This is a genomic window from Prauserella shujinwangii, assembly GCF_003001955.1.
Classification (GTDB): Bacteria; Actinomycetota; Actinomycetes; order Mycobacteriales; family Pseudonocardiaceae; genus Qaidamihabitans; species Qaidamihabitans shujinwangii.
On the sequence record NZ_PVNH01000010.1, the window covers coordinates 166,816 to 189,880 of the forward strand.

Here is a 23,065-nt window from a genome sequence, read left to right on the forward strand (position 1 = left end):
CATGGCACAGGGCACGACCGGCACGACGAGCGGCACAACGACGACCACAGCGAGCACGGCCACCGTGGACGACCAGCCGCCCGCCGCGGAGCCGCCGCGCAGGCCCGCGCTCTCGCCGTCGCGGGCGAGCGACTTCAAGCAGTGCCCGCTGCTCTACCGGTTCCGCGCGGTCGACCGGCTGCCCGAGGTGCCGACCAGGGAGCAGGTGCGCGGGACGCTGGTGCACTCGGTGCTGGAGCGGCTGTTCTCGCTGCCGCAGGCGGAACGCGTCCCCGGCCGGGCGAAGGAACTGTTGCGTCCGGTGTGGACGGAGTTGTCCTCCGGCCGTCCGGAGTGGACGGATTTGTTTCCCGGCGACGACCCCGGGGAGCTCCACGGCTGGCTGGAGTCCGCCGAGCGGCTCGTCGACGCGTACTTCCAGCTGGAGGACCCTCGGCGGCTCGACCCGGAGGCGTGCGAGCTGCACGTCGAGACCGAGCTCGGCTCCGGGGTGCTGCTGCGCGGTTACATCGACCGGCTCGACGTCGCGCCCACCGGTGAGATCCGCGTCGTGGACTACAAGACCGGCGCCGCACCCCGCCAGATCGGCGAGGCCAAGGCGATGTTCCAGATGAAGTTCTACGCCGTGGTGCTGTGGCGGCTGCGCGGGGTGGTGCCGAAGCAGCTGAAGCTCATGTACCTCACCGACGGGCAGGCGCTGGCGTACACACCGGACGAGGCCGAGCTGGTCCGGTTCGAACGCACGCTGGAGGCCATCTGGCAGGCGATCCTGCGGGCGGGCCGCACCGGGGACTTCCGGCCGAGCCCCAGCAAGCTGTGCGACTGGTGCAGTCACCAGTCGCGGTGCCCGTCGTTCGGTGGCACGCCGCCCGAGTACCCCGGCTGGCCCGAGCCCGACCCCGGGGACGAGTCCATCCTGGACCGGGCCGACTGAGACGGCGTGGTGCTCCGGGGCCCGCCCTGAGTAGGGTGCCCGGGGACAGCGGGAGGAACAGCGTGGCCGATGCCTTCTACCTGCCTCTCGGCGAGGGGCGGTTCCAGCCGACCGGGCACACGGCGGGCCCTTGGACCCCGGAGGCACAGCACTTCGGGCCGCCGTCGGCGCTGCTCGTGCGGGCGCTCGAGCAGGTTCCCGCCGAGCGTGCGGCGCTGCTGGGCAGGGTGACCGTCGAGATCCTCGGCCCCGCGCCGCTCACCGAGCTCACCGTCCGGGCCGGCCTGGAGCGTCCCGGCAGGTCCGTGGAGCTGCTCACCGCCGAGCTGGTGGCCGGCGGCCGGCCGGTGGCCAGGGCCTCGGCGTGGCGGCTCGCCACGTCCGACACCAGCGCGATCGTCACGGGCGCGGCCGAACCGCCGCCGTCGCCGGAGAGCTGTCCGGCCGCGGAGTGGCCCGCCGACTGGACCGGCGGCTACCTGCACGCGATGGACTGGCGGCTCGCCGCCGGCTCGGTGCTGGCGGCGGGCCCGGCGACCGTGTGGGCGCGGCAGCGGGTGGCCCTCGTCGACGGCGAGAAGCCGAGCCCCCTGCAGCGGTTGTGCACCGTCGCCGACTCCGGCAACGGCGTGTCCCACCGGCTCGACCCGCGTTCCTGGTGGTTCATCAACGCCGAGCTCACCGTGCACACCCACCGGGAACCGGTGGGCGAGTGGATCGGGCTGGACGCGGTGACGCTCGTCGGTCCGCAGGGGGTCGGCACGGCGACCAGCACCCTGCACGACACCGGCGGGCAGGTCGGCACCGGGACGCAGGCCCTGCTGGTGCGGCCCCGGTGACCGGCGGCACGGACCGCGGCCGAACACACGCGGCGAGCTACCGGCGCACCCGGCGCTGATCTACTAGCCTGCTTGCCAAACCACGAGACTCGGGAGCTGGCGCAGAGTGCAGATCACCTCGGTGGTCAACCAGAAAGGCGGGGTCGGCAAGACCTCGCTCAGTGTCGGCGCCGCGGCCGCGCTCGCCGAGCGCGGCCGCCGGGTGCTGCTCATCGACCTCGACCCGCAGGGCCACGCCACCACCGAGCTGCTCGGGATGGCGGAGGCGCCGCCGGAGGCGCCGAGCCTGGCCAAGGCGCTGACGAAGACGTGGAAGGGACCGGTCGAGGACCTCATCGTGCCGCACCGGCGCAGCAACGTCGGCGCGGGCGGAGCCTTCGACGTCATCCCGACCTCGCCCGGCATGTTCGACCTGATCCGCAGGCTCGACCAGTTCCGGGTACCCGGCTGGCAGCTGGCCCGGGTGATCCAGTTCGCCAACTACGACCACGTGATCATCGACTGCCCGCCCGCACTCGACGTGCTCACCAACAACGCGCTGATGGCCACCGACGGCATCCTGATCCCGGTGCAGCCGGACCGGACCAGCATCCGCGCGCTGCGGCTCATGCGGGAACAGATCTCCTACCTCGAGGCGGCGGTGAACCGCCCGCCGATCACCTACTACGGGCTGGTTCCCGGGCTCTACCGCAGGCCCATCTCCGCGTACGCGGCCGCGGCGCTGCGGGAGCTGCAGGACTTCGGCATCCCCGTACTGGCGCATCTCCCCCTCGGCGTGGTGATGAACGAGGCGGCCGCGCGGGGGATGCCGGTCACCACGTTCGCGCCGGAGACCGTGCACGCCGTGGCGTTCCGGCAGATCGCCGACGTCCTCGACGCCGCGGGCGGGCAGCGCGCCGATCCCCCGCCGCCGGAGCAGGACTTCGTGTTCGAGGACTTCATCGCCGACGTCTCCGACGCCCGGTCGGCCAACGACAACGGCGCCCGCCGCAAGCTGTACGACCTGATGCCGAAACGTCCCCGGTCCCGCTGACCCGCCTCACGAGCCGAGCACTGCGGCGATCAGCGACAGCATGCCCATCGACACCAGCGTCGAGAGCAGCACGCAGTCGCGGACGAAACGCACGTCGACCCCGTAGCGGCTGGCCGCGATGAACACGTTCTGCGCGGTGGGCAGCGCGGAGCACAGCACCGCGGCCAGCAGCGCGGGCCGGGGCAGGTCCACGAGCGACCCGATCCCGAACGCCACGGCGGGCTGCACCACGGACTTCAGCGTCACCACGAGCGCCCGCTCGGCGCGGCGCGGCTCGCCGGTGTCGCCGGGCAGGCCGAGCTGCCTGCCGCCCGCGGCCAGCGACATCCCGAGCACCAGCAGCGCCACCGCCACGCCCGCGTCACCGAGCGTGTGGATCGGGCGCAACACCACCTCGGGCGGGCGCAGGCCGGTCGTGCCGACGAGCACGCCGAGCACGGACGCCGCGATGATCGGGTTGCGCACCGGCAGCAGGAGCAGGGTCCGCCAGCGTCCGGCACCGTCGCGCGGCCTGCCGGTCTCCAGCAGCGCGAGCATGGCGGGCATCATCACCAGCGTCTGCAGCAGCAGGACGGCGACGATGAACGACGCGTCACCCAGCACGGTCAGCACCACGGGAATGCCGAGGTTGGCCGCGTTGATGTAGCAGGCGGCCATACCGGACACGGTGCGCTCGGCGAGGCCCCGCCGGAACACCGCCCACGACGCCGCGAGCCCGATCAGCCCGGTGACGGCGGTGGCGCAGGCGAACGCGATCAGGCCGGGGTTGAGCAGCGCCGAGAAGGGGGTGTCGATCAGGGTGCTGAACAGCACCGCGGGCATCGCCACGGTGAAGGCGAACCTGGTCAGCACCGTGTCGGCTCGCTCACCGAGCACGGCGAACCGGCTGAGCAGGTAGCCGAGTCCGGTGAGCGACCAGATGGGAGCGAAGGCGACGAGCGCCCCGGTCACAGCCGGCAGGAGCGGATGTCCGAGGCCAGCACGGCGCGGGCACCCGCCGCGGCGAGCTCGTCCATGATGGAGTTCGCCTCCTTGCGCGGCACCATGGCGCGCACCGCCACCCAGTCCGGGTCGGCGAGCGGGGCGACGGTCGGGGACTCCAGGCCCGGGGTGATGGCGATGGCCTTGTCCAGCAGCTCCCGCGGGCAGTCGTAGTCCAGCATGAGGTACTGCTGCGCGAACACGACGCCCTGCAGGCGGGCCGCGAGCTGCGCCCGGCCCCGGTCGTCGCCTGAGCCCGCCCGGTGCACCAGCACGGCCTCGGAGACGCAGATCGGGTCACCGAACGCGACCAGGTCGTGCTGGCGCAGCGTGCGCCCGGAACCGACCACGTCGGCGATGGCGTCCGCGACACCCAGCTGCACCGAGATCTCCACCGCCCCGTCGAGGCGGATCACCTCCGCGTCGACGCCGTGCCGGTCGAGGTCGTCGCGCACCAGCCTCGGGTAGGACGTCGCGAGCCGCCTGCCGCGCAGGTCGGCGACCGTCCACTCCCGCCCGGCGGGCGCGGCATAGCGGAAGGTGGATCCGCCGAAGCCCAGCGACAGCGTCTCCTCGACGGGGGCGCCGGAGTCGATCGCGAGGTCACGGCCGGTGATGCCGAGGTCCAGCTCCCCCGAGCCGACGTAGATGGGGATGTCCTTGGGCCGCAGGAAGAAGAACTCGACCTCGTTGACGGGGTCGAGCACCGTTAGGTCGCGCTGCTCGTGCCGCTGCCGGTAGCCCGCCTCGCTGAGCATCTCCGAAGCCGGGCCCGCCAGCGCGCCCTTGTTCGGCACCGCGACTCGCAGCATCTCCACTCCTCCCTCACGCGGCCCCGTGGTCACAGGTACCGGTACACGTCCTCGATCGACACTCCCCTGCCCAGCATCAGCACCTGGATGCGGTAGAGCAGCTGCGAGATCTCCTCGGCGAGCCGCTCGTCGGACTCGTGCTCGGCCGCGATCCACACCTCGCCCGCCTCCTCGAGCACCTTCTTGCCCTGGGCGTGCACCCCCGCGTCGAGGGCGGCGACCGTGCCGGACTCCGGCGGGCGGGTACGGGCGCGTTCGGCGAGCTCGGCGTACAGCTCATCGAAGGTCTTCACGGCGCTGAATCCTTCCATCCGCCCTCGGCCCCCCGCAGGTCGGCCTCCCCCGCTGCGCCCTGGGTCACGCCCGCCCCCGCCACGGGACGATCTTTCGGCGGTTGACTTGCCCCCGCGATTCCATTTGGCTTCGTTCAGCCACCGGTGTGGCCGTGCCGGTGGGAGAACCGGAAGGTGGTGACATGGCGAGCCGGAAGCTGGAGATCGCCCTGCCGCGGCACAAGGCGGAGTTCGACCAGGACTCCGAGTACTGCTCGGTGCTGCTCGACGGAACGTGGCAGACGATTCGCTTCCACGACTACGACCGGATCTTCGCGGTACCCGGCCTCTACGAGCAGCTGTTCCACGACATCCTCGACTGCCGGTCACCCGACGTGATCGGCAAGCTGTTGAAGGAGGAGACCCAGCGGGCCGGCGTGGCCACGTCCGCCCTGCGCGTGCTCGACCTCGGCGCGGGCAACGGTCTCGTCGGCGAACAGCTCCGCGCGGTGGGCGTGGGTCACCTGGTGGGCGCCGACATCCTGCCGCGGGCGCGGGAGGCGGCGCTGCGGGACCGGCCCGAGGTGTACGACGCCTACCACGTGCTCGACCTGACCGGCCTCACCCCGGAACAGGAGCGCACGCTCACCGCGAGCAGCTTCAACGCGCTGGCCTGCGTGGCCGCGCTCGGCTACGGCGACATCCCGCCCGCGGCGTTCCGCGCGGCGTTCAACGTCGTCGCCGACGGCGGGTGGATCGCGTTCACGATCAAGGACCGCTTCCTGTCCGCCGAGGACACCTCGGGTTTCGCCGAGCTCGTGCGGCGCTGCCGCGAGACGGGCGTGCTGGAGGTCCGGGCGTCCGAGCGCTACCGGCACCGGCTGGCCGTGACCGGCGACCCGCTGCACTACGTCGCGCTGGTCGGCACCAAACGAGCCGACATCCCGCCGGACCTACTGCCCTAGCCGCACGCTCGCGCGGCACCGGCCGGGCCGGGCGGCCCGGTTCCGGCCCGGCCGCTCAGCGCCAGTGCTCGCGCTGCCGCCGCAGTCCGTCGAGGATCAGGCCGAGTCCGATGTCGAACTCCTCCGGATAGGCGTAACCGGGGTCCAGCGCGAGACCGCTGATCATCTCGGTCAGGTGCGGGAACTCGTCGCGGGGCAGCTGCTCCAGGATGGAACCCGCCACGTCCCCGAGTCCGGCGGAGGAGCCGAAGGGCAGGCTGAGTTCCTGGAGGGTGAACCCGTAGACGTAGCTGTCCAGCACCGCGATCGCGTGTGCCGCACCCGCGATCGAGAACCCCGCCGACCGCAGGCAGCCGAGGACCGCGTCGTGGTGGCGGAGGGTGGCATGCCCGGGGTTCTTCCGTGAGTCCAGCAGGCTGATCGCCCAGGGATGGCGGGTCAGCGCGCCACGCATCGAGACGGCCCGCCGCCGCATCGCGGCCTGCCAGTCGAGGCCACCCGCCGGAAGCTCGATCTCGCCGAACACGAGGTCGACCATGCCGTCGAGGATCACGTCCTTGTTCCGGAAGTGGTGGTACAGCGACATGGCCTCGACGCCGAGCCGCGTGGCGAGCCTGCGCATGCTCAGCGCTCCGGTGCCGGCCTCGTCCGCCAGCGCGACCGCCGCGCGCAGGACCTTCTCCCTGCTGAGCGGCTCACGACGGGGCGGTCCGGTCGGTTCCGGGGGCACGGAAATCCTCCTGTCCGGGGTGGGCGGGACTTGACAACCTTACATCGCAAGGCTGTACCTTACAGCATAAGAGAGCGGTGCGTCCGGAGGAGTGGGTGTGGAACCAAGCGGCGTGGACGGAACGGGGCTGCCCGGTGCGGGCAAGCGGGTGTGTGTCGTCGGTGCGTCCGGGAAGCTCGGGCAGTACCTGGTGCGGCACGCCCTGGACCGCGGGTACGAGGTCGTGGGCGTCTGCCGGGAGCGGAGCGTGCCCAAGCTCGCCGGGTTCGAGGGGCGGATCACGGTGATTCCCGGAGCGACCGACGACCCTGCGGTGATCGCGCGGGCGGTGCGCGGCTGCGACGCCGTGCTCACGGTGCTGGTGCCGTGGGGACGGAACCACTACTCCTCCGGAACGGCGCAGGCCGTGCTCGACCACGCCCGCCCGGGCGCCCGGCTGGTGTTCTCCTGCGGCTGGCACATCACCCGCGACGGGAAGGACGAGTACACCCGCCGGTTCCGGCTGTACGCGGCCGTGTTCGGGCGGCTGGCGAAGCTCGCCCGGGTGGTGGACGTCGACGACCAGGTGGAGGCGTGCCGGAGGGTCTTCGCCAGCGACACCCGGTGGACGGTCGTGCGGGGCAGCGACCTGGAGGAGGGCGACAGCGAGGGCCTGCCGGTGTGGAGCCGGCACGTGGGCGATCCCGTCCTCGCGAGCAACCGGACCCGGCGGGTGGACTACGCCCTGTTCATGGTCGAGGCGGTGGAGAACGACGCCCTCGTGCACGAGGCCCCGGCCATCGTCGGCAGGCTCACCCCCTCGGCCCGCGCGCACGCGGGCGGCGCGGCGTGACCGCGCCCGCCGGTGTCCCCGGCGGCCGGACCGGCCCCGCACCGAGGACCCTGGCGAGGATCGCGGGCGTCCTGTACCTGGCCGTCGCCGTGCTCACCGTGTTCGCCGGGCTGGTGAACCGGCACCTCGCCGAGGCGGGCGGCGCCGGCGCGCCGCTCACCCTGTTCCGTCTCGGTTTCGTCAGCGAACTGGGGGGAGCCATCGCTTTCCTCGCGACGGGGATGGCCCTCTACCTGCTGTTCGAGCACGTCGACCGAAGGGTGGCCGCCGTCATGGTCACCTTCGTCGCGGTCAGCGTCGCGATGCAGAGCCTGAACCTGCTCAACCACTACGCGGTGCTGACGGTCGCCGGCGGGCAGGGCCCCGCCGGGGCCTTCGGCCCGGCAGCTGCCGACCGGCTGACGGCGCTGTTCGCGGACCTGTACCACCACGGGTACCTCATCGCCCAGACGTACTTCGGCCTGTGGCTGCTGCCGCTGGCCTACCTCGTCGTCCGGTCGGGCTACCTTCCCCGGGTGCTGGGTGTCCTGCTGGTGATCGGCTGCACCGGCCACCTGACGGACGTGTGCACACGCTTCCTCGCCCCCGCCCTCGGCGCGACGATCTCGCCGTTCGCCATGACCCCCGCCGCGATCGCGGAGCTGGCCTTCATCGGGTGGCTGCTGATCAAGGCCGTGCGAGTCGCCGAACCCGGCATCCCGACGAGGTACGGCGCCCCGGCCTAGCCGGTGCCCAGCAGCTCGGCCAGCGTGCGCCCGTCCACGCCGACCAGCGACGAGCGGAACGCGCGCCGCTCGCCGGGTTCGACCGGCACCTCGCCCGGCACGACGAGCACGGTGCAGCCCGCCGCGACGGCGGACTCGGCACCGGGCGGGGAGTCCTCGACGGCGACACAGCGCTCGGGGTCGGCACCGAGCAGCCGGGCCGCCCGCAGGTACGGCTCGGGGTGCGGTTTGTTCAGCCCGTCCACCTCGTCGCCGCACACGGTGATGTCGAAGAACTCGCGGCCGATCGTGTCGAGCGCCAGTTCGGTCAGCGACCGCTCGGTGGAGGTGACGAGTGCCGACGTGATGCCCGCCGAGCGCACGGCGGTGAGGGCCTCGCGGGCACCGGGCCGCCAGGGCAGCTCGTCGGTGAACAGCGCGGCCGTGCGGTCCCTGATCCACTGCCCCACCTCGCGCACGGCGGCCGCCGTGACGGCCCGGTCCGTGACGGCGAGCAGGTACCGGGCGGTGCTGTCCATGTTGGACCCCACCAGGGTGCCCCGCTGCTCCTCGGTCAGCTCGCCGCCCAGCCACGTCGCGGCCTCGTAGAGGGCGATGTCCCAGAGCTTCTCGCTGTCGACGAGCGTGCCGTCCATGTCCCACAGAACGGCGGCCAGTCCGTCCACACCGGACGCTCGTGTCACGTGTCTCTCCTCGCGGGTGCTCAGGTGTTGAAGTACTTGGCCTCGGGGTGGTGGGCGACGATCGCGTCGGTGGACTGCTCCGGGTGGAGCTGGAACTCCTCGGACAGCTTGACCCCGATCCGGTCCGGGCGGAGCAGGTCGACGATCTTCGCCCTGTCCTCCAGGTTCGGGCAGGCACCGTAGCCGAGCGAGAAGCGGGCCCCCCGGTATCCGAGCCGGAAGAACTCCGCCACGTCGTCCGGGTCCTCCGCCGCCACCGGCGTGCCACCGGCGAACCGCAGCTCCTGACGGACCCGGCGGTGCCAGTACTCGGCGAGCGCCTCGGTGAGCTGGACGCCGAGCCCGTGCACCTCGAGGTAGTCCCGGTAGGCGTTCGCCGCGAACAGCCCGCCCGCGTAGTCGGCGATCGGCTGGCCCATGGTCACCAGGGTCAGCGGCAGCACGTCCACCTCGCCGTTCGCCACCGCGCGGTCGCGGGGCCGGTAGAAGTCGGCGAGGCAGAGGTGCCGGTCGCGCTTCTGCCGGGGGAAGCGGAACCGGGTCACCTCGGCGTCGTCGGCCCGGGGCCCGGCCAGCACCACGACGTCGTCGCCCTCGGCGACGCACGGGAAGTAGCCGTAGACCACGGCCGCGTGCGCGAGGACGCCGTCCGTGGCCAGCCGGTCCAGCCAGTACCGCAGGCGGGGCCTGCCCTCGGTCTCCACCAGCTCCTCGTAGCTGGGGCCGGTGCCGCCGCGGGCGCCCTTGAGTCCCCACTGCCCGAGAAACGTCGCCCGCTCATCGAGCAGCGCCGCGTACTCGGCCACCGGGATGCCCTTGACCACGCGGGTGCCCCAGAACGGCGGTGTCGGCAGCGGCACGTCGGTGGCCACGTCCGACCGGGCGGGCGGCTCGCCGGCCCCCTCCGCGCCGCCCTCGGCACGGGCCCGGCGGGCCTCGGCGATCCGCAGCGACCGCTCCCGCCGGGCCCTGCGCTCGGCCCGCCGGGCCTCCTGCTCCGGGTCGGCCGCGGGCGCCGCACCGCGCTTGACCGCCATGATCGTGTCCATCAGGCGCAGGCCCTCGAACGCGTCCCGCGCGTAGTGCACCTCGCCCTCGTACAGCCCGGCCAGGTCGTTCTCGACGTAGGACCGGGTCAGGGCCGCCCCGCCCAGCAGCACCGGCCATCGCGCCGCGACTCCCCTGGAGTTCATCTCCTCCAGGTTCTCCTTCATGATCACGGTCGACTTCACCAGCAGGCCGGACATGCCGATGGCGTCGGCCCGCCGCTCGCTGGCCGCGTCCAGGATCGTGGTGATCGGCTGCTTGATGCCGAGGTTCACCACCTCGTAGCCGTTGTTGGACAGGATGATGTCGACCAGGTTCTTGCCGATGTCGTGCACGTCGCCCTTCACCGTGGCCAGCACGATCCTGCCCTTGCCACCGTCGTCCGACTTCTCCATGTGCGGCTCGAGGTGCGCCACGGCCGCCTTCATCACCTCGGCCGACTGCAACACGAACGGCAGCTGCATCTGCCCGGACCCGAACAGCTCCCCCACCGTCTTCATGCCGGCCAGCAGGGTGTCGTTGATGATCTCCAGCGGAGGCGTCTCCGCCATCGCCGCGTCGAGGTCGGCCTCCAGGCCCTTGCGCTCGCCGTCGACGATGCGCCGCTCCAGCCGCTCGAACAGCGGCAGCCGCGCCAGTTCCGCCGCCCTGGACTCGCGGCTCGACGCCGCGGTCTTGCCCTCGAACAGGGCCATCAGCTTCTGCAGCGGGTCGTAGCCCTCGGCGCGGCGGTCGTGGATCAGGTCGAGCGCCACCTGGCGCTGTTCCTCCGGGATGCGCGCCATCGGCAGGATCTTCGAGGCGTGCACGATCGCGGTGTCCAGGCCCGCCTCGACGCACTCGTGCAGGAACACCGAGTTGAGCACCTGCCGCGCCGCCGGGTTCAGGCCGAACGACACGTTCGACACCCCGAGCGTGGTGCGCACGCCCGGGTACCGGCGCTTGAGCTCGCGGATGGCCTCGATGGTCTCGATGGCGTCGCGCCGCACCTCCTCCTGGCCGGTGGAGACGGGGAAGGTCAGGCAGTCGACGATGATGTCGCCGACCGCCATCCCCCAGTTGCCGGTGAGGTCCTCGATCAGCCGCGACGCCACCCGTACCTTCCACTCCGCGGTGCGGGCCTGCCCCTCCTCGTCGATGCACAGCGCCACCACGGCGGCGCCGTGCTCGCGGACGAGCTCCATCACCCTGCGGTAGCGGGAGCCGGGACCGTCGCCGTCCTCGTAGTTGACCGAGTTCACCGCGCACCGGCCACCGAGGTGCTCCAGGCCCGCCCTGAGCACCTCGGGTTCGGTGGAGTCGAGCATGATCGGCAGCGTCGAGGCGGTCGCCAGCCGCCCGGCGAGCTCGGTCATGTCCGCGACGCCGTCGCGCCCCACGTAGTCGACGCACAGGTCGAGCACGTGCGCGCCGTCGCGGGTCTGCGCCCGCGCGATCTCCACGCACTCGTCGTAGCGGCCCTCCACCATGGCCTCGCGGAACGCCTTCGACCCGTTGGCGTTGGTGCGCTCGCCGATCACGAGCACGCTGGCGTCCTGCTCGAACGGCACGGCCTGGTACAGCGACGAAAGGCCCGGCTCGGGCCGCGGGTCACGGGGCGCCGCCGCCACGTCCGCGACCGCCTCGGCGAGCTGCCGGATGTGCTCGGGCGTGGTGCCGCAGCAGCCGCCCACGAGGCCGACGCCGAACTCCCGCACGAACCCGCTCAGCGCCGCCGCCAGGCCCTCCGGCCCGAGCGGGTACACGGCCCCGTCCGGGCCGAGCTCGGGCAGTCCCGCGTTCGGCATCACCGACAGCGGCAGCCGGGCCTGCCGGGACAGCATGCGCAGGTGCTCGCTCATCTCGTCGGGGCCGGTGGCGCAGTTCAGCCCGATCACGTCGATGCCGAGCGGCTCCAGCGCGGTGAGCGCGGCGGCCACCTCGGTGCCGAGCAACATCGTTCCGGTGGTCTCCACCGTGATCGACGCGATGACCGGCACCCGGCGCCCCTCGAGGCCCATGGCGCGGTGGGCCGCGACGATCGACGCCTTGGTCTGCAGGATGTCCTGCGTGGTCTCGACGATCACCGCGTCGACGCCGCCGGCCAGCAGACCGCGCACCTCCTCGACGTAGGCGTCCCGGAGCACGCCGAACGGCGCGTGCCCCAGCGTCGGCAGCTTCGTCCCCGGCCCCACCGAGCCGAGGACGAACCGGGGCCGTTCGCGCGTGGCGAACTCGTCGGCGACCTCCCGCGCCAGCCGCGCCCCCGCCTCGGCCAGCTCCCGGATCCGGTCGGCGATGCCGTACTCCGCGAGGTTGGCGTGGTTGGCCCCGAACGTGTTGGTCTCGACCGCGTCCGCACCCGCCTCCAGGTAGCCGCGATGCACGCCGCGCACCACGTCCGGGCGCGTGACGTTGAGGATCTCGTTGCAGCCCTCGAGACCGGCGAAGTCGTCCAGCGACAGATCGTGCGCCTGCAAGGCGGTCCCCATCGCCCCGTCGGCGACCACGACCCGGGCCGCGAGCGCGTCGAGCAGCGGCGAGGAGAGACGGTCAGGCATGCCTTACAGACTACGGGTCTCCACGCGCCGGGTACGGGCCGTAGGCTGGCGGGGTGAGCAAGTCCCACGACGAAGCACGAGAAGAGCAGCCCCAGCCGGCCGACGGCACCAAGCCGGTCATGGTCGTCGCGTTCGAGGGCTGGAACGACGCGGGTGACGCCGCCAGCACGGCGCTGGAGCACCTGCAGCTCAACTGGGACGCCAAACCGCTCGCCGAACTGGATCCGGACGACTACTACGACTTCCAGGTGAGCAGGCCCACCGTCCGTCTCGTGGACGGGGTGACCCGGCGGGTCGAGTGGCCGACCACCCGGCTGGTGATCTGCCATCCCGAGCAGTCCGACCGTGACATCGTGCTGGTCCAGGGCCCGGAACCGAACATGCGGTGGCGCGCCTTCTGCGCCGAGCTGCTGGAGCACGTCGAGCAGCTGGAGGTCTCGACGGTCGTCACGCTGGGCGCGCTGCTCGCCGACACCGCGCACACCCGCCCGGTGCCGGTCACCGGCACCGCCTACGACGCCGAGGCCGCGGCCAGGTTCGGCCTGGAGCGCAGCCGCTACCAGGGGCCCACCGGCATCGTCGGGGTGCTGCAGGACGCGTGCGTGCAGGCGGGCATCCCCGCCGTCTCGGTGTGGGCGGCGGTGCCGCACTACGTGTCGCACCCGCCGTCGCCGAAGGCCACGCTCGCGCTGCTGCACAAGCTGGAGGACGTGCTCGACGTCGAGATCCCCCTCGGTGCCCTGCCCGAGCAGGCCGAGGAGTGGCAGCGGACCGTGTCGGAGATGGCGGACGAGGACGAGGAGATCAGCGAGTACGTCCGCTCGCTGGAGGAACGCGGCGACGCGGAGATCACCCTCGACGAGGCGAGCGGGGACAAGATCGCGGCGGAGTTCGAGCGGTACCTGCGGCGGCGCAGGCCGGACGGGCCCGGCTCCGCGGGCCGCTGACCGCGGTTGACCGGCGGGTCCGGGCGCACGCGGGCCGCGCTCTACGTCGGCGCGCTGCTCGGCCCGTTCGGCGGCGGGGTCGTCGCGGCGCTCCTGCCCGAGCTGGGCACGAGCTTCGCCGTGTCACCATCGGCGGCGGCGACGTCGCTCACGACGTACCTGCTGCCGTTCGCGGTGCTCATGCTGGTGTCGGGCACGTTCGGGGAGCGCTGGGGGCTGGCCCGGACGATCCGGCTGGCGTACGTGGTCTACGCGGTGGCGGCCGTCGCCTCCGCCGTCGCCCCGTGGTTCTGGCTGTTCCAGCTCGGTCGCGGCGTGCAGGGCTCGGCGAACGCGTTCACCATGCCGCTGCTGCTGGCCAAGCTCGCCGCGGGCACCCCGGTCGGCCGGATGGGCAGGGCGCTCGGCGTGTTCGGTGCGATGCAGGCGCTCGGCCAGACGTCGGCGCCGCTGGTCGGCGGGCTGGCGGCCGAGGCGTCGTGGCGGTGGGCGTTCGCCGGGATCGCCGCGGTCGCCGTCCTGCTCGCCGCCTGCCCGCTGCCGCCCGACCGGCCCCGGGACCACGCGGAGCCACCGCCCCGGCGGCCCGCGTGGCGGCGGGACGTGCTGCTCCCGGGCCTGGTCGCCCTGGTCGGCTGGGGCTGCCTCGCGGGCGCGTCGTTCCTGGTGGCGTTCCGGCTGCAGGACGCGTTCGGGCTCACCTCGTCGATCCGCGGGCTCGTGCTCACCGGCTACGGGGTGACCGGGTTCCTCACCGCGCGGCTCGTCGGGAGCGCCGCCGACCGGTTCGGCGCGCGCCCGGCCGCGGTCGCCGGGCTCGGCGCGGGCGGCGTGCTGCTCGCGGCGATCGGGAGCTTCGACGTGCTGCCGGTGGTGGCGGCGAGCTGGGCGCTGGCCGGGGTGTGCAGCCAGCTGGTGATGGTGGCGGTGAACGCGACCGTGCTCGCCGGGGGCGGTCCCGGCAGCGGCGGCGCGATCTCGGTGGTGCAGTCGCTGCGGTTCCTCGGGATGGCCGCCGCGCCCGCCGTGTTCACCGCGCCCTACCACCTCTCGGCCACCCTGGGCTTCCTGCTGCCCGCCGCGCTGCTCCTGCTCACCGTCCCCTTGGCCGTGGCACTGCGCCCGGCCAGGACGTGACCACCGGCAGAGCCGGCAGAGCCGGCAGGGGCGTCAGAGGATGCGGCGGAACGGCACCGCTCCCCTCGCCCGACCGCGCCACTCGCGGGGGTAGCCGAGCGAGACCTCCTCGAACCGCACGCCGTCCCGGTAGGTCGTGCGGGGGATGTGCAGATGACCGTAGACGGCGATCTCGGCGCGGAACCGGACGTGCCAGTCAGCGGTCGCCTCCGTGCCGCACCACAGGGCGAACTCCGGGTAGCGCAGCGGCTCGGTCGGGTGCCGGTGCAGCGGCCAGTGCGACACCAGGATCGTGCCGTGCCCTTCGGGGACCGCCGACAGCCGCTCCTCGCTCACCTTCAGCCGCTCCGCGCACCAGTCGGCCCGGCTGCCGTGCGGCTCGGGGTGCAGGAAGAACTCGTCGGTGCACACGACGCCCGCGTCGCGGGCCTGCTCGAGCGCCTCACCGAGGCTCCGGCCGCTGGCCGACGGCGTGCGCCAGCTGTAGTCGTAGAGCAGGAACAGCGGCGCGATCGTGAGCGGCCGCCCCGCGTGCTCCCACACCGGGAACTCGTCCTCCGGCGTCCGGACACCGATCGCGTGGCAGCGGCGCACGAGCTCGGCGTAGCGCTCCTGGCCGCGCGCCTGCACCGGGTCCTTCGGCGTGGTCCACAGCTCGTGGTTGCCGGGCACCCAGATCACCTCGGCGAACCGCTCCCGCAGCCGCGCCAGCGTGTCGATCACGGCGTCCACCCGCTCGCCGACGTCACCGGCGACGATCAGCCAATCCCGGTCCGTCCCGGGGCGGATGTCGTCGACGAGCGGAGCGTTGCCCCGGTGGGTCACATGGAGATCGCTCGTGGCGAACAGGCTCGGCACGCCGCCCACGGTAACCGCACGGCGAGGCGGCCCCGTGTCATGAGTGGCTCGTTACTGACGAATCCGGTCCGGAACGGGCCACTCATCACACTCCGCCGTTCGTCGCCGGAGAGCCAGCACGGCGACCAGGCCGCCTGCCCCGGCGGGACTCTTTGCCGGAATGCCGGAACTGCGGCAACCCCTCGCACCGCCTACGGTCGGCGGGAGACACCGAACGCCGACCGATCGCCGGAGAACCCCGATGCGGGTCCTGATCGTCGGGGCCGGGCTCGCCGGCCTCACCCTGTTCCGCCTCCTGCGCGACACCGGCCATGACGTCGCGCTGGTCGAGCGTGCGGAGCGGTTCGGGCGTTCCGGGTACGGCATCGGGCTCTGGCCCAACGCCTGGCGGCTGCTGGAACACGCCGGGGCGGCGGGCCGGGCCGAGCAGGCGGGGGTGCCGGTGCACCGCTGGGAGGTGCGCGACGCCCGCGGCCGCGTGCTGCGGGAGCTGCACCCTGGACGGCTGCCCGGCGGTGACCGGCCGTTCGCGGTCATCCACCGCGCGGACCTGCACGCCGCGCTGCGCCACGGCGTCCCCGACGACGCGATCCGGATGAGCACGGCGCCACGCGCCCTCGACCAGGACGCCTCCGGTGTCACCGTGACACTCTCCGACGGCAGCCGGGAGCGGGCCGACCTCCTCGTCGGAGCCGATGGCGTCGGCTCGGCCGTCCGGGAGCTGACCGGTGCAGACCTCGCCCGTGACCTGGGCACCGCGGCGTGGGCGTTCTGGGTCCCGCCTGCCGTCGAGCTGCCCGACGGGTTCGTGGAAGTGTGGGGCGAGGCCGGGAAGGCGGCGTTGATCGGCGGGGTCGCGGGCAGGCGGATGGCGACGGTGAGCATGCCGCTGCCCCCGGGACGCGTCCCGGCCGACCCGCTGGCGGATCTGCGCGAGGTCACGACCGAGTGGGTACTGCCCGACGTGCTGCGCGCGGTGGCGGACGCCGGCGAGCACGTCTTCTTCGACCGCAACCGCGCGGTCCGCCCGCCGGTGTTCGGGTCCGGCCGGGTGGCGCTCACCGGGGACGCCGCGCACGCCGTCCATCCCATCGTCGGCATGGGCGCGTCCCTGGCGATGGAGGACGCGTGGGTCCTCGCCGACGAGCTGCGCAACACCGGCCCGGACGCGGTGGAGACCGCGCTCACCGGCTACGCCCAGCGCAGGCGCGCCGCGGTCCGCGCCGTCCAGCGCGAAGCATGGCTCGCCCGGTCGCTGGTGTTCGGCCGCGGGCGGCTCGCGTCCCTGGCCCGCTCGGCGCTCGTGCGCACGCCCCTGCTCGAGCGGTTCTTCGCGCGGCAGAGCGCCGCCCTCGCCCGCGATCTCGACCGGCGGCTGTGACCCGCCAGGAAAACGAGTTGGCCCCAGCCGTGGCGAGCGCCTAGCCTGGGCTCATCATGAAGAGCTGACTCCGTGTCCGCACCCGCGCCCGAGGCCGCCCGCCCGGCGGGTGCTCCGCTCGTCCCGGACCGGAGTCTCCTCATGCCAGCAACCCCTCCCCTGCGCGCCCGCGACGTCACGTTCGGCTACGGCGACCGCGTCGTGTTCACCGGCCTCGACCTCACCGCCAGTCCCGGCCAGCGGCTGGGGCTCGTCGGCGAGAACGGCGCGGGCAAGTCCACCCTGCTGCGCCTGCTCGCCGGGCTGGAGTCACCCCGGAGCGGCACCGTCGACGGCGGCGGCGACATCGGCTTCCTCCGGCAGGAGCTGCCGTTTCCCGCCACGGCCCGGTTCGCCGACGTGCTCGAGGACGCCCTGGCCGCGTTCCGGGCGGCGGCCGCGCGGCTCGACGCGCTCGCCGATCACCTCGCCACCCGGCCGGAGGACACGGCGGCGCTGGACGAGTACGGCAGGCTGCTCGACTGGGCGCAGGCCCACGACCTGTGGGACGCCGACCGGCGGGCCAAGCTCGTCTGCGCGGGACTCGGGCTCGCCGGCATCGCGGACGACCGGCCCCTCGGCACGCTCTCCGGCGGGCAGCGTTCCCGGCTGGCGCTGGCGGCGTTGCTCGTCCGCCGCCCGGAGACGCTGCTGCTGGACGAGCCGACGAACCATCTCGACGACGACGCGATGGACTTCCTGGAACGGCACCTGACCGCGCTGCCCGGTGTGGTGGTGCTGTCCTCGCACGACCGGGTCTTCCTCGACGCCGTGTGCACCGACGTCGTGGACCTGGATCCCGCGCTCGGCGGGCCGCGCCGCTACGGCGGCCGGTACCGCGACTACCTCGCCGAGAAGCGTGCCGAGCGAACCCGGTGGGAGCAGCGGTTCGCCGAGGAACAGGCCGAGCTGCGGCGGCTGCGGCACGCGGTCGACGTCACGGCCCGCGAGGTCGGGCAGCACCGGGCACCGCCGGACAACGCGAAGATGGCCTTCGACTACCGGGGCGGGCGCGTGCAGCGGCAGGTGTCCCGGCGGGTGCGCGACGCCCGGCAGCGGCTGGCCGAGCTGGAGCGCCGCCAGGTGCGCAGGCCGCCCGAACCGGTGCGGTTCGCGGCACCGCCCACCGCGGGCCCGCCGGGCGACGGCCCGGTGCTCACCCTGCGCGACGTCGAGGTGCCGGGTCGGTTCCGCCTGGACCGGCTGGACCTCGACGGCACCGGGCGGTTGCTGGTCACCGGCGGCAATGGCGCGGGCAAGTCGACGCTGCTCGCGGTCCTGGCGGGACGGCTCACCCCGGTCAGCGGGAACGTCGGGCGGGCACCGGGGCTGCGGGTGGGCCTGCTGGAGCAGGACACCGCGTTCGCCGAACCGGAACGCACCGCGCGGGCGACCTACGCCGCCGCGGTGCCGGAGGCTGCTCCGGCGCTGACCGAGCTCGGCCTGCTGCCACCGCGCGACGTGGACCGTCCCGTCGGCAGCCTCTCCGCGGGGCAGCGGCGCAGGCTCGCGCTGGCGATCCTGCTCGCCGCCCCGCCGCACGTGCTGCTGCTCGACGAGCCGACCAACCACATCTCGCTCACGCTGGCCGAGGAGCTGTCGGAGGCGCTGGAGTCCGCACCGGGTGCCGTGGTCGTGGCCTCCCACGACCGCTGGCTGCGGCGGCGCTGGCCCGGAGCCCACCTACCGCTCGTGAGTGAGAACCGTGGTTAGAACCACGGAAAACACTCACGAGTGGTGACCAGGTTCAGAGGTCGACGCCGAGCAGGGAGTCCACCGCGTCGCGGACCACGGCGGGCGCGGCGGCGTCGGTGCCACGCCGGTCCAGTGCCTCGTCCGCCCACGCGTCCACGGCCGCCAGCGCCTTCGGCGTGTCCAGGTCGTCGGCCAGGTGGTCGCGCAGTCGCGCGATCGTGGCATCCGCGCCGGGACCCGCGGGCAGGGCGGTGGCCTCCCGCCAGCGCGCGAGCCGGGCCCGTGCGCGGTCGAGCAGGTCCTGCGTCCACCCGCGGTCGCTGCGGTAGTGGCCCGCGAACAGCGCGAGCCGGATCGCCGCCGGTTCCACCCCGTCGGCGCGCAACCGCGAGACGAACACGAGGTTGCCCTTCGACTTGGACATCTTCGCGCCGTCGAGGCCGATCATCCCGGCGTGCACGTAGTGCCGCGCGAACGGGTGCTCCCCCACGAGCGCCTCGGCGTGCGCGGCGCTGAACTCGTGGTGCGGGAACGCCAGGTCGGAACCGCCGCCCTGGACGTCGAACCCGATGCCCAGCCGGTTCACGGCGATGGCGCTGCACTCGATGTGCCAGCCGGGCCTTCCGGTGCCCAGCTCCGACTCCCACGACGGCTCCCCCGGCCGTGCCGCGCGCCACAGCAGGGCGTCCAGCGGGTGCCGTTTGCCCGGCCGGTCGGGGTCGCCCCCGCGCTCGGGGAACAGCGCCGCCATCGTGTCGGCGTCGTAGTTGGACTCGTAGCCGAACCGCCCGGTGGCGTTGTGGTCGAAGTAGATGTCGGGGTACTCGTCGTCGACGCGGTAGGCGGCACCGCCCGCGAGCAGTTTCGCGATCACCTCGACGATCTCCGGGATGGTCTCCACCGCGCCCACGAACTCGCGGGGAGGCAGCACCCGCAGCGCCTCCATGTCCTCCCGGAACAGCGCGGTCTCGCGCATGCCGAGGACGATCCAGTCGTCCTGGTCGCGTTCGGCCCGTTCCAGCAGCGGGTCGTCGATGTCGGTGACGTTCTGCACGTAGTGCACCTCGTGGCCCGCGTCCAGCCACTGCCGGTAGACCAGGTCGAACGCCAGGTAGGTGGCCGCGTGGCCGAGGTGCGTGGCGTCGTACGGGGTGATGCCGCAGACGTACATCCTGGCGAGCCTGCCGGGGGCGGTCGGTCGCAGCTGTCCCGTCGCGGTGTCGTGCAACCGCAGGGGGCGCGGTGTTCCGGGGACTCTGGGCACGGCGACCGGGGACCACGTCTGCATACCCCCAGCCTAAGTGGACGGCTCGCCCGCCTTCCCGGCCGGTGGGATCGACGCCGACCACAACGCGGCGAGCCCGGCGGTCAGCTCCTCGGCGGTGGGCGCGCCGTGCGGGTCGAGCAGCCACTGCACCGACAGCCCGTCGCAGATGGCGATGACGAAGCTGGCCACGGCGAGGCATCGCGGATCGTCGGGGCGGGTGCCGTCGCCGAGGGACTCGGCCACGAGCCCGGCCACCCGCGTGCGGCAGCGGCGGTACTGCTCCGCGAACTGCTCGCGGAGCGTGGGCATCCGCTCCGCCTGCGCCAGGGCCTCGACGTAGGACAGCAGCAGCGCCCGCTTGCCCGCCAGGCTGTTGAGCATGGCCGCCCACGTCACGGCGCCGCGCTCCAGCGGGGACGCGGTCGGGTCGGCCATGGCGATCTCGGCCAGCTGCTCGGTCCACTCCTCGAAGACCTCGCCGATCGCCTCGTTGAGCAGCCCGGCCTTCGACCCGAAGTGGTAACCGATCGACGCGAGGTTGGTACCCGACGCCGCGACCAGGTCGCGCGCGGTGATGTGCGCGTAGCCCCTGTCCTCCAGCAGCCGCCGCGCGGCCGCGAGCAGGTCTTCCCGATGGCCCACGCACCCAGCGTAACCCCCTGGACAGGCGATCTATACGGGCGTATAAAACGGACGTGTAGCCCCCGCGCCGAGGAGCCACGATGACGACCGACACGAGCCAGCCCGCCGCCGTCCGGACCGAGGACCTGGTCGCCACGGAACCACCGCCGGGCCCGCGCCTGCCGCTGGCGCTGCAGACCGTGCTGTTCGGATCCTTCCGGCACCGCTGGCTGCCCCGGCTGCGCCGTCGCTACGGCGACGTCGTCCGGTTGCGGATCTACCCGGAGCGCTCGGTCGTCTCGCTGTCCGACGTGGAGCACATCCGCGCGGTGTTCGCCGGTCCCGCCTCGGTGTTCCACGCGGGCGAGGGCAACATCATCCTCAAGCCGGCGATGGGCGAACATTCCGTGCTGCTCACCGACGAGGACGTGCATCTGCGTGCCCGCAAGCTGCTGATGCCCGCGTTCAACGGCGCGGCCCTGCGCGGCTACCGCGACCTCGTCACCGGGCTCGCCACGGCGGAGGTCGAGCGCTGGCCCGAGGGCAGGGCGTTCTCCTCGCACGCGCGCATGCAGTCGCTCACGCTCGAGGTGATCCTGCGCGTCGTGTTCGGCGTCGGCGAGGGTCCCCGGCTGGACGAGCTGCGCACCCTGCTGTCCCGGATCGTCGACGTCGGCCCGGTCGACCTCATCGGCTGGCACAACCCCGGACTGCAGCGCTACGGGCCGTGGCGGCGCTACGCGCTCGCGCAGCGCCGCGTCGACGAGCTGCTGTACGCCGAGATCGCCGACCGCCGCCGCGCGACCGACCTGGACTCCCGGCAGGACGTGCTGTCCCGCCTGCTCACGGTGCCCGGCGAGGACGACCGGCTCTCCGACGCCGAGCTGCGCGACCAGCTGGTCACGCTGCTGCTGGCCGGGCACGAGACCACCGCGACGGCACTGGCGTGGGCGTTCCACGAGCTGGCCCGCGATCCCGCGGTGCTCACCGCCGCCACCCGGGCCGCCGACGAGGGCGACGAAAAGTACCTGGAGGCGGTGGCGAAGGAGGCCATGCGGCTGCACCCGGTGATCTCCGAGGTGGCCCGCAAGCTCACCCGCGACGTCGAGATCGGCGGATACCGGATTCCCGCCGGGCACACCGTCATGCCCTCGATCGCCCTCGTGCACGCCGATCCCGGCCACCACGGGGACCCGGCGCGGTTCCGGCCGGAACGGTTCCTCGACGGCGGGCCGCCGGCCGGAACCTGGCTGCCCTTCGGCGGCGGCGTGCGCCGCTGTCTCGGCGCGGGCTTCTCGCTGCTGGAGTCGACGATCGTGCTGCGGGCCGTGCTGTCCCGCTTCCACCTCGCGCCGGACCGGCCCCGGCCCGAACCGGTCCGCGCGCGCAACATCACGATGGTGCCCGGCCGCGGAGCCCGCCTCGTCGTCACCGCGCGCCACCAACCGTAATCCGATAGCAATGTGATCTGGGTTACATCCGACCGCCGTCGCGCGATCGTGGACGTGGGTCCCACTCCGCTCGACGAAGGAAGGTGGCGGTCATGACCACGCCGACGGACGGCACGACCGGACGGTATCTGGTACTGCTCGACGAGGACTCGGCGGCAGCCGGGGTCCGCACGATGCAGCGCGTCGCCGGGCTGCACACGGCGAGCACCGCGGACCTCATCGGGCCGGGCGCGGCAGGCCTGCTCGGCCATTCGGCGGGCATCGTGCTGCACGAGCTCGGCGTCGCCGTGGTGACGGCGGCCCCCGACCAGGCGGACGCGCTGGGCCGCGCCTGCGCCGAACCCGGCCCGGTCACGATGGTCGAGCCGGAGCGCACCGTGCACGCCTACGCCGCACCCACCGTGCAGCCCGGCGAGACCGCGGACGAGACGGCGTTCACCTGGGGGCTGCGCGCCGTCGGCGCGGACACGAGCACCGCGACCGGAATCGGCGTCCGGGTCGCCGTGCTCGACACCGGGATGACCCTCGACCATCCCGACTTCGCCGACCGCACACTCGTCACCGCCTCGTTTGTCGACGGCGAGGAGGTCGACGACGGCCACGGGCACGGCACGCACTGCATCGGCACCGCGTGCGGGCCGCGCGCGCCCGAGTCCGGTCCGGGGTACGGCGTGGCGCCCGAGGCCGAGATCTTCGCGGGCAAGGTGCTCAGCGACGCGGGATCGGGCACCGACGGCGGCATCCTCTCCGGGATCTCGTGGGCGGTGAGCAACCACTGCGCCGTGGTCTCGATGTCGCTGGGCGCGGCCACCCGGGCCGGCGATCCGCACTCGCGGATCTTCGAGGAGATCGCACGCCGGGCCCTGCGCCGCGGCACGCTCGTCATCGCGGCGGCGGGCAACGAGAGCAGGCGCTCGGCCGGGCACGTCGCGCCGGTCGGGCACCCCGCGAACTGCCCGTCGATCATGGCCGTCGGCGCGATCGACGAGCACCGCGCGATCGCGGACTTCTCCTGCGGCTCCGTCGACCCGGACGGTGCGGTGGACATCGCGGGCCCCGGGGTCGGGGTGTACTCCAGCTGGCCGCTGCCCGAGCGTTACCACACCATCAGCGGCACCAGCATGGCCACGCCCCACGTCGCCGGGGTGGCCGCGCTGCTCGCCCAGCACCACGGGGCACGGGCGTGGGAGCTGTGGGCCCGGCTCGGCCAGTCCGCGCTGCGCCTGCCTTTGCCGTCGGCCGATGTGGGGGCAGGATTGGTGCGAGCGCCCTGACC

At 73.4% G+C, this 23,065-nt stretch carries 21 protein-coding genes; 12 read left to right on the forward strand and 9 right to left on the reverse strand.

The genetic code is table 11. The annotated features are described in order from the left end of the window. The first annotated feature begins 1 nt into the window (after position 1). The 3 genes from B0I33_RS23435 to B0I33_RS23445 all read left to right on the forward strand — a co-directional run bounded on the left by B0I33_RS23435 (position 2) and on the right by B0I33_RS23445 (position 2,806). Positions 2-934, forward strand: coding sequence for a RecB family exonuclease (locus B0I33_RS23435; RefSeq protein ID WP_106181017.1), 933 nt, complete (start codon positions 2-4; stop codon positions 932-934). 62 nt (positions 935-996) lie between these two features. After that, the gene (locus B0I33_RS23440; protein WP_106181018.1) at positions 997-1,773 is read left to right on the forward strand and encodes a thioesterase family protein; all 777 of its coding nucleotides are present in this window, start codon (positions 997-999) and stop codon (positions 1,771-1,773) included. Positions 1,774-1,879: 106 nt separating this feature from the next. After that, entirely contained in the window at positions 1,880-2,806 is a 927-nt protein-coding gene (locus B0I33_RS23445; RefSeq protein WP_106181019.1) for a ParA family protein, read from the forward strand. A 6-nt stretch (positions 2,807-2,812) separates the two neighbouring features. Here the strand turns inward: B0I33_RS23445 and B0I33_RS23450 are convergent, their stop codons facing one another. Genes B0I33_RS23450 through B0I33_RS23460 form a run of 3 tightly spaced genes read right to left on the reverse strand, consistent with a single transcriptional unit; the run spans position 2,813 to position 4,892 of the window. Further along, positions 2,813-3,757, reverse strand: a complete 945-nt coding sequence (locus B0I33_RS23450) for an AEC family transporter (protein ID WP_106181020.1) — start codon at positions 3,755-3,757, stop codon at positions 2,813-2,815. Further along, positions 3,754-4,599, reverse strand: coding sequence for an ATP phosphoribosyltransferase (hisG, locus tag B0I33_RS23455; protein ID WP_106181021.1), 846 nt, complete (start codon positions 4,597-4,599; stop codon positions 3,754-3,756). Before hisG ends, B0I33_RS23450 begins: the two co-directional genes overlap by 4 nt. A 29-nt stretch (positions 4,600-4,628) precedes the next feature. Continuing rightward, positions 4,629-4,892 (reverse strand): phosphoribosyl-ATP diphosphatase, encoded by a 264-nt coding sequence (locus B0I33_RS23460; protein ID WP_106181161.1) that lies wholly within the window; start codon positions 4,890-4,892, stop codon positions 4,629-4,631. A 182-nt stretch (positions 4,893-5,074) separates the two neighbouring features. Here B0I33_RS23460 and B0I33_RS23465 point away from each other — a divergent pair, with 182 nt between their 5' ends. Continuing rightward, positions 5,075-5,836, forward strand: a complete 762-nt coding sequence (locus tag B0I33_RS23465; RefSeq protein WP_106181022.1) for a class I SAM-dependent DNA methyltransferase — start codon at positions 5,075-5,077, stop codon at positions 5,834-5,836. A 55-nt stretch (positions 5,837-5,891) separates the two neighbouring features. Here B0I33_RS23465 and B0I33_RS23470 read toward each other — a convergent pair whose 3' ends face one another. Continuing rightward, positions 5,892-6,566, reverse strand: a complete 675-nt coding sequence (locus tag B0I33_RS23470; protein ID WP_245900967.1) for a TetR/AcrR family transcriptional regulator — start codon at positions 6,564-6,566, stop codon at positions 5,892-5,894. A 97-nt stretch (positions 6,567-6,663) separates the two neighbouring features. Between B0I33_RS23470 and B0I33_RS23475 the strand changes: the two genes are divergently transcribed. After that, positions 6,664-7,398: an NAD(P)-dependent oxidoreductase gene (locus B0I33_RS23475; RefSeq protein WP_245900969.1), complete on the forward strand. Its 735-nt coding sequence runs from the start codon at positions 6,664-6,666 to the stop codon at positions 7,396-7,398. Beyond that, complete coding sequence (locus B0I33_RS23480; RefSeq protein WP_106181025.1) at positions 7,395-8,123, forward strand: DUF4386 domain-containing protein; 729 nt, start codon at positions 7,395-7,397, stop codon at positions 8,121-8,123. Before B0I33_RS23475 ends, B0I33_RS23480 begins: the two co-directional genes overlap by 4 nt. Here B0I33_RS23480 and B0I33_RS23485 read toward each other — a convergent pair. After that, on the reverse strand, positions 8,120-8,788 hold the full coding sequence (locus B0I33_RS23485) for an HAD family hydrolase (protein ID WP_106181026.1): 669 nt from the start codon (positions 8,786-8,788) through the stop codon (positions 8,120-8,122). The genes B0I33_RS23480 and B0I33_RS23485 overlap by 4 nt on opposite strands. A 38-nt stretch (positions 8,789-8,826) precedes the next feature. Next, positions 8,827-12,393, reverse strand: coding sequence for a methionine synthase (gene metH, locus B0I33_RS23490; protein ID WP_106181027.1), 3,567 nt, complete (start codon positions 12,391-12,393; stop codon positions 8,827-8,829). Positions 12,394-12,512: 119 nt separating this feature from the next. On the opposite strand from metH, the gene B0I33_RS23495 reads away from it, so the two are divergent. Continuing rightward, the gene (locus B0I33_RS23495) at positions 12,513-13,340 is read left to right on the forward strand and encodes a PAC2 family protein (RefSeq protein ID WP_245900996.1); all 828 of its coding nucleotides are present in this window, start codon (positions 12,513-12,515) and stop codon (positions 13,338-13,340) included. Positions 13,341-13,346: 6 nt separating this feature from the next. Beyond that, positions 13,347-14,477: an MFS transporter gene (locus B0I33_RS23500; RefSeq protein ID WP_245900971.1), complete on the forward strand. Its 1,131-nt coding sequence runs from the start codon at positions 13,347-13,349 to the stop codon at positions 14,475-14,477. Between the two features lie 33 nt (positions 14,478-14,510). Here B0I33_RS23500 and B0I33_RS23505 read toward each other — a convergent pair whose 3' ends face one another. Further along, entirely contained in the window at positions 14,511-15,335 is an 825-nt protein-coding gene (locus B0I33_RS23505) for a metallophosphoesterase family protein (protein WP_106181163.1), read from the reverse strand. A 241-nt stretch (positions 15,336-15,576) separates the two neighbouring features. Here B0I33_RS23505 and B0I33_RS23510 point away from each other — a divergent pair, with 241 nt between their 5' ends. Together B0I33_RS23510 and B0I33_RS23515 are read left to right on the forward strand one after the other, a co-directional pair. Then, on the forward strand, positions 15,577-16,716 hold the full coding sequence (locus tag B0I33_RS23510) for an FAD-dependent oxidoreductase (RefSeq protein WP_181193424.1): 1,140 nt from the start codon (positions 15,577-15,579) through the stop codon (positions 16,714-16,716). Between the two features lie 141 nt (positions 16,717-16,857). Then, complete coding sequence (locus B0I33_RS23515) at positions 16,858-18,468, forward strand: ABC-F family ATP-binding cassette domain-containing protein (protein ID WP_106181030.1); 1,611 nt, start codon at positions 16,858-16,860, stop codon at positions 18,466-18,468. A gap of 34 nt (positions 18,469-18,502) precedes the next feature. Here the strand turns inward: B0I33_RS23515 and mshC are convergent, their stop codons facing one another. Further along, positions 18,503-19,738 carry a cysteine--1-D-myo-inosityl 2-amino-2-deoxy-alpha-D-glucopyranoside ligase gene (gene mshC / locus B0I33_RS23520; RefSeq protein ID WP_106181031.1) on the reverse strand — a complete coding sequence of 412 codons (1,236 nt, stop codon included), beginning with the start codon at positions 19,736-19,738 and terminating at the stop codon, positions 18,503-18,505. A 9-nt stretch (positions 19,739-19,747) separates the two neighbouring features. Continuing rightward, positions 19,748-20,359, reverse strand: a complete 612-nt coding sequence (locus tag B0I33_RS23525) for a TetR/AcrR family transcriptional regulator (protein WP_106181032.1) — start codon at positions 20,357-20,359, stop codon at positions 19,748-19,750. Positions 20,360-20,439: 80 nt separating this feature from the next. On the opposite strand from B0I33_RS23525, the gene B0I33_RS23530 reads away from it, so the two are divergent. Both B0I33_RS23530 and B0I33_RS23535 read left to right on the forward strand, forming a co-directional pair. Next, positions 20,440-21,789 carry a cytochrome P450 gene (locus B0I33_RS23530; protein ID WP_106181033.1) on the forward strand — a complete coding sequence of 450 codons (1,350 nt, stop codon included), beginning with the start codon at positions 20,440-20,442 and terminating at the stop codon, positions 21,787-21,789. Positions 21,790-21,881: 92 nt separating this feature from the next. Continuing rightward, the gene (locus tag B0I33_RS23535; protein WP_106181034.1) at positions 21,882-23,063 is read left to right on the forward strand and encodes a S8 family serine peptidase; all 1,182 of its coding nucleotides are present in this window, start codon (positions 21,882-21,884) and stop codon (positions 23,061-23,063) included. Positions 23,064-23,065: the final 2 nt, after the last annotated feature.